Annotated in this window: 7 protein-coding genes; 5 read left to right on the plus strand and 2 right to left on the minus strand. The window is 37.4% G+C overall.

Annotation, left to right across the window (positions count from 1 at the left end):
* The coding region (locus G574_RS0110355) for a transposase (RefSeq protein ID WP_029692116.1) at window positions 1-212 on the minus strand (212 nt) is incomplete at its 3' end.
* Between the two features lie 177 nt (window positions 213-389).
* Here G574_RS0110355 and G574_RS0110360 point away from each other — a divergent pair.
* From G574_RS0110360 to G574_RS0110370, 3 genes are all read left to right on the plus strand, one after another.
* Window positions 390-932: an FMN-binding protein gene (locus G574_RS0110360; RefSeq protein WP_029692117.1), complete on the plus strand. Its 543-nt coding sequence runs from the start codon at window positions 390-392 to the stop codon at window positions 930-932.
* Window positions 933-1,044: 112 nt separating this feature from the next.
* Window positions 1,045-2,106: an FAD:protein FMN transferase gene (locus G574_RS0110365; protein ID WP_029692118.1), complete on the plus strand. Its 1,062-nt coding sequence runs from the start codon at window positions 1,045-1,047 to the stop codon at window positions 2,104-2,106.
* Window positions 2,090-3,055 carry a 1,4-dihydroxy-2-naphthoate polyprenyltransferase gene (locus tag G574_RS0110370; protein ID WP_029692119.1) on the plus strand — a complete coding sequence of 322 codons (966 nt, stop codon included), beginning with the start codon at window positions 2,090-2,092 and terminating at the stop codon, window positions 3,053-3,055. Before G574_RS0110365 ends, G574_RS0110370 begins: the two co-directional genes overlap by 17 nt.
* 49 nt (window positions 3,056-3,104) lie before the next feature.
* Here the strand turns inward: G574_RS0110370 and G574_RS0110375 are convergent, their stop codons facing one another.
* Window positions 3,105-3,560: a NusG domain II-containing protein gene (locus G574_RS0110375; RefSeq protein ID WP_029692120.1), complete on the minus strand. Its 456-nt coding sequence runs from the start codon at window positions 3,558-3,560 to the stop codon at window positions 3,105-3,107.
* Between the two features lie 209 nt (window positions 3,561-3,769).
* Between G574_RS0110375 and G574_RS0110380 the strand changes: the two genes are divergently transcribed.
* Window positions 3,770-4,555: a threonine/serine exporter family protein gene (locus G574_RS0110380; protein WP_029692121.1), complete on the plus strand. Its 786-nt coding sequence runs from the start codon at window positions 3,770-3,772 to the stop codon at window positions 4,553-4,555.
* On the plus strand, window positions 4,546-4,986 hold the full coding sequence (locus G574_RS0110385; protein WP_029692122.1) for a threonine/serine exporter family protein: 441 nt from the start codon (window positions 4,546-4,548) through the stop codon (window positions 4,984-4,986). Before G574_RS0110380 ends, G574_RS0110385 begins: the two co-directional genes overlap by 10 nt.
* The last annotated feature ends 906 nt before the right edge of the window (window positions 4,987-5,892 follow it).

The following is a 5,892-nucleotide window of genomic DNA, read 5'->3' on the forward strand; positions in this document are numbered from 1 at the left end:
GGATGTGGTGTTAGAGGGCGATGGGAATGGTCTTTCAGCGATTCTTTAGTTCCGTCGAATCGCTTGTTCCAGCGCATGAGAGAGGCTTTTGAGACCTTGTAGCGTCGACAGATGAAGGCGACAGAGGCACCATTTTGGTAGGTTTTAACCGCGTGGTAACGTGTTTCTAGAGTATGTGGTAAATAGCGAAGATTTTGTGATATACTAGTCATGAGAAGATTCCTTTTTGATGAGTCGTGGTACTCTTATCATATCAGGGAATCTTCTTTTTGACTTCTAGAAGTCTCACATCTATTGTAACGCTACAAGAAAAGGTTTTCATTTTTTGTTAGACACTTCACATGTTTTTTGTTATAATACTACTATAAAAGTTTTATGGAGGATTTCTAATGAAAAAGAAATTGATTTACGGTACTTTGCTTTTTGGTTCTTTATTGACACTTGCAGCATGTGGTAGCGATACTGCTAAAGATGCTTCAAAAGCAGCTGATACTGCTAAATCTGAAGTTAGCAAGAAAGCCGAAGAAGTAAAAGAAGAAGCAAGCGAAGCAACAACTGCGGATCTAAAAGATGGTACTTACACTGCTGAATCAGACTACGATTCTCGCGGTTGGAAAGTTGTCCACACAATCACAGTTGCTGATGGTAAAATTACAGAATCTGACTTCGGTTATGAAAACGAAGCAGGTGAGAAAAAAGCTGATGATGAAGAATACAATAAAAACATGAAAGACAAATCAGGTGTATCTTCAAAAGAAGCTACCGAAAAATTAAATCAAGAGCTTGTTGACAAACAAAACATTGATGATGTTGAAGTTGTCTCTGGTGCAACAAGTACATCAAACAACTTTGAACTTTCAACCAAAGCTTTGATTAAGGCAGCACAAGACGGTAACACTGACACTGTTACAATCGAGTTACCTGCAGAGTAAGCACTTTAGCTAATCTTTTTTAAGAGTGGGACAGGTCTTCTTTTAGTTACAAAGAGACTTGTTTCACTCTTTTTCTTATGGTATTCTTACTAGGTAGAAAGGAATGTGATCGATGAAACGAAAGATTTGGACTGTTTTGATGATAATCATTTCGATGATTTTCTTAGCTGCTTGTCAAAAAGTATCCAGTAAAAAAGAGGCGCTAGACATTGTTAGCGAACCAGAAACACGAACAGAGTCATTGCTTCATACAGTTGTTCAGCTAAGTATCTACCATGAAAATCAAGAAAAAGCTATGGATGATGCCATTGCCTATATCAAGGAAATGGAAAAATTACTCTCCACAAACTTAGAAGGTGCTGATGTCTATCGTATCAATCAAGCTGCTGGTAAAAAACCTGTTAAAGTTGATGAGAGAACCTTTGATATTATTGAAACAGCTCAGAAAATGTCTCAAACTAGCGATGGGAAATTCGATATTTCGATCGGTGCAGTTACTAACTTGTGGCGGATTGGCGATCCGGAAGCCAGAGTTCCTAGCGATCAAGAGATAAAGGCGGCCTTGCCCTTCATTAACTATAAAGATATTCAACTGAATGGCAAAGATAAGACCATTTTTATTAAAAAAGGAATGGTCCTAGAACTAGGTGCTATTTCAAAAGGTTATATTGCTGATGGCGTAAAAGCTATTTTCAAAAAGCACCACATTACGACGGCTATCATCAATCTCGGTGGTAATGTTTTAACTATGGGAACATCGCCTAATGATTCAAAAGGATGGAATATTGGTGTTCAAAATCCTGATGAGGTTCGTGGCGATACGGTTGGTTCCGTCCATGTCAAAGATCAATCAGTTGTCACCTCAGGAATTTATGAGCGATTTATTGAAAAGGATGGTAAAAAATACCACCATATCATGGATCCTAAGACGGGCTATCCCGTTGAAAATGATATTTCTGGGGTAACCGTCTTTACGAAAACCTCCATTCAAGGTGATGAACTGTCTACTTCCCTATTTTTATTGGGAATCAAAGATGGCTTAAAACTCATTGAAGATATGGATGGTGTTGAGGCAGTATTTATCGATAAATCAAACGGTATCCACCTCAGCAAGGGTTTAAAGAAACGATTTACATTACGAAATGAGGATTATCACATTGTCAACGAAAACTAAGGGAGTTACTCTCCCTATTTTTCTCGAATTTATCGAGTTACGAACCAAGGTAGCGAGCTTTTTCCCGATGGTGATAGGGGTGCTATGGGCTATTTATCATTACCAACGTTTTAATCCCTTGAATACTTTACTATTTGTTCTAGCGGTTTTGAGCTTTGATATGTGTACAACAGCTATTAATAATACTATGGACTTCAAAAAAGCTGTTGATCTGACTTATCAAAAAGAAGAAAATGTTATTGGTAAGCATGGTCTTGATTACGATCATATGGTCAAGATTGTTTTTAGTTTGTTGGGAATTGCCATCTTGTTTTCTCTTTTCTTAGTCTTTCGCACAGACTTTTTATTACTGCCAATTGGCGCACTTTGTTTTTTGATTGGTATTTTCTATACTTTTGGTCCCATGCCCTTGTCTCGACTCCCTCTGGGCGAAGTTTTTTCTGGTATCACTATGGGATTTGGCATTTTCTTCTTGTCCATCTATGTGCAAGACCCCAATCTTCTCTTAAATAGCCAATGGATAGGAGGAGTAGCTACCATCTATTGGAGCTGGCAGGAAACACTAAACAGTTTCTTTCTGAGCTCACCGCTGATTGCCTTAATCGCCAATATCATGCTAGCCAATAATCTTTGTGACTTGGAGCAAGATATTAAAAACCATCGCCATACATTGGTTTATTACATTGGTAAAAAAGCTGGTGTGACTCTTTATACCTTACTCAGTTTTTTACCTTGGCTCGTTTGGTTCGGAGCTATCTTTCTTGGGCAACTGCCGATATTTGGTTTACTAGGGGTAATCATTTTTCCTAAATACCTCAATCATCTTAAGCAATTTCAAAAAGAACAAATCAAAAGCAAAACATTTGTGACGTCAATTAAGAATTTTGTCTTATTTTCAATCATGTATCTTGTCACGCTTTTGATCACTCTTCTGATTTCATTGATATAAGATGATAAAAAACACGATGGCTCTGGTAGTCATCGTGTTTTCATACGCTTTATAAAGGTAATATCAGATTGTCTTCAGAATCCTCTGAAGCAGGAGAGCTCCCTTTTGTTCGTTGAATTTCGATTATGAGATTATGGGGCAAACAGATTGATAATTGACCTTCTTTGTTAATCCAACCTGTTTTGACAGCAATTTGATCCGGGCTGTTATCTTCTTTCACCCGAATGCTGTCACCATCAACTTCCACAATATTATATTGTCCTTTATTGGGATAGTAGGTTTTTTCTTTATGAGGGCCACCCTTTTCTAAGGGGTATGTATCGACAACTTCACCATTAATTTTAACAATAGCTACCAAACCAGAAGTTTGAGGTTGATTCATGGTTTGGTAGACAGTCCAGATGGCTGGCACGAAAGAAAGCATAATAGCTAAACCAATAAAAACATAATCAAAAGGTCTAAAATACGTTAGCAGCTGTTTTTTTCTTGTTAATTGTTTTTTCACACTATTTATTCTAAAGAAAAACAGTGGGTTTGTAAACCGTTTAAACAGATAGTCAACATTTTGGGAAGGGTTCTCAAGCAGATTACCATAAGAAATGATATACTGGAAAGGTGACATTACAAGAAAGGAGCGGTTAGAGGAGTCATATCAGCACACCAGGATGGGTGACTAAGATAATAGCAACTTCACTATATCGTTAATCACAAATGATGACTATGAAAGAATATAAAGAGTTGGTCAAAATTGCTAGTTTAGCAGGGCAGATCATGTTAGAGTCTAATGCAGAATCCTATAGGGTCGAGACAACAGTCGAAAAAATTTTAGCAACCAGTCAACTCCCAACAGTCGAAGTTTTTGCTAATACGACTGGGCTCTTTATAACCTTAGATGGACCAACATTTCAAGAGCCGATGAGTTATATCAAACGAGTCACAAAGAGAGAGACCCATCTGTCCAAAATTCATACCGTCAATCAAATTTCACGGGATTTGACAGCTGGGAAAATCACCTTAGAAACAGCCTATCAGCAATTAAAAGCCATCAGGAAAACCACTTATTCGCAAAGGAGTTCCTATTTGGCAACTATTTTGTTGGTAGTTTCGTTTGCGGTTCTTTTAGGTGGAGATGGTATGACATTTTTACTAGCCATTTTAGCATCACTCCTTTTAGTATTGACATACTATATCAGGTCGTTTGTTTTTTTGAATGACTTTATCTTTGGTATTTTTACGACAACGGTTGTGGCCGGTATTCTATCTATCTTTGCAGCCATAGTAGGAGCAAGGTCTCAATCATTAGATATTGCTATCATATCTGTTCTAATGCCCTTATTTCCAGGTACAGCCTTTACTAATGGCTTTAGAGATTCGTTCAAGGGAGATTACGGAGCAGGAGTCGCTAAAATCGTTGAGGCATTGACGATAGCCGCCAGTCTAGGGGTAGGCGTCGCTTTAGGGCTGTTTATCGCGAAAGGAGTCTTTCTATTATGGCAATAACCTTTCTTTTTCAAATCCTAGGTGCTTATTTGGCAACGGTAACATCAGGAGTTATCTTAGAAACTCCAAAACATCTTCTATTTCAAACGGGCTTTATCGGTGCAGCTGGCTATAGCGTGTATCTAGTGGCTTTAACTACAAATGATAAAGCTGTCGCGACACTTTTAGGGGGTCTAGTCATTGCTTTCTTATCACAGGTATCTGCAAGACGCTTATTTGCCCCAGTCACCGTTTTCTACATTCCTAGTTTTTTCCCACTAGTACCAGGAGCTAGTGTTTATCGCATAGCTTACTATTACATCCAAGACAACCCACAATTAGCAGGGGACAATCTCATTGAGTCTATCTTGATATCTGGCGCCATTGCCCTGTCAATCTTTATCATTGACTCGCTCTTAGACATTTATAGCCATGTGAAGAAAAAGGTGTAATCTCATTAACAATAGCAAAAGTAGTTTGTACTTAAGCTATAATAACATATTGAAAAAGAGTCATTTGGTTTACACTTTATTCACTTCTTTTGTTCAGTCTTCATGCTTATAATGATCCTACCTGAGGACTTTGAAGAAAATGACCAAAAGGTAGAGAGACATCGAAAGCTCCGACACCTCTTTAATTGAGACATGTCCTGATAAGTGTATCATCAAAGTAGAGCTCGGTAACCTCAACATGCTAGTAGATGAGCTGATCTCGGGAACGGTTTATGTTGAACCATTAAAGATTTACGAACCTATTCTTTTAGGTGATATTGAGTCTTGGTTACTATTTGAAAGAGGATTAACCCTCAAGTTTGGAAATTGGATGATGTTGTTGCTATAGAGATCTGTGTTGAGACATTTAATAAAAATGGTTTGATCGATCGGAATGGGTTTTTACTGACTAGAATTGACGACGATACTTTTTCGGTATCGCAGCAGCAATATAGGATTAATAAGCGAGGATCACTTTTCACCTGGTGTAAAATTCAAAAAATGGAGATATCATTATGAACGCTATTGATAAAATTAAGGTACTAAATCGATAACGCGTTTTTTTATAGCAAAAGACACACGCCGATAGACAGATAAGTAACTTTAAACTATACTAAATTTATCAAGGGAGGTTGTTTCCCCTTGATTGTTATAATTATTTCCTTTTTCATAGATAGGTGGTTAATATCGCCTAGAAAAAGTCAAAGCAGGTAAGGCGATTACCTGTTTTTTTGTTTTAACTATATTTTGGGATCAAACACGAAAAAAATTTTTGTGCGTAGACAAAAAATAGTATCCCTCAGAAAGGTTGATTTGTCAGTCTTTCTATTTTTTATTTCCCATTTATTTGTCATAAAATATTGACAC

It is taken from the genome of Streptococcus hyovaginalis DSM 12219 (genome assembly GCF_000420785.1).
Lineage (GTDB): Bacteria > Bacillota > Bacilli > Lactobacillales > Streptococcaceae > Streptococcus > Streptococcus hyovaginalis.

Coding starts and splice junctions, on each gene's coding strand:
- G574_RS0110365 (WP_029692118.1), top strand. CDS start 1,045: ATGAAACGAAAGATTTGGACTGTTTTGATGATAATCATTTCGATGATT.
- G574_RS0110360 (WP_029692117.1), top strand. CDS start 390: ATGAAAAAGAAATTGATTTACGGTACTTTGCTTTTTGGTTCTTTATTG.
- G574_RS0110380 (WP_029692121.1), top strand. CDS start 3,770: ATGACTATGAAAGAATATAAAGAGTTGGTCAAAATTGCTAGTTTAGCA.
- G574_RS0110385 (WP_029692122.1), top strand. CDS start 4,546: ATGGCAATAACCTTTCTTTTTCAAATCCTAGGTGCTTATTTGGCAACG.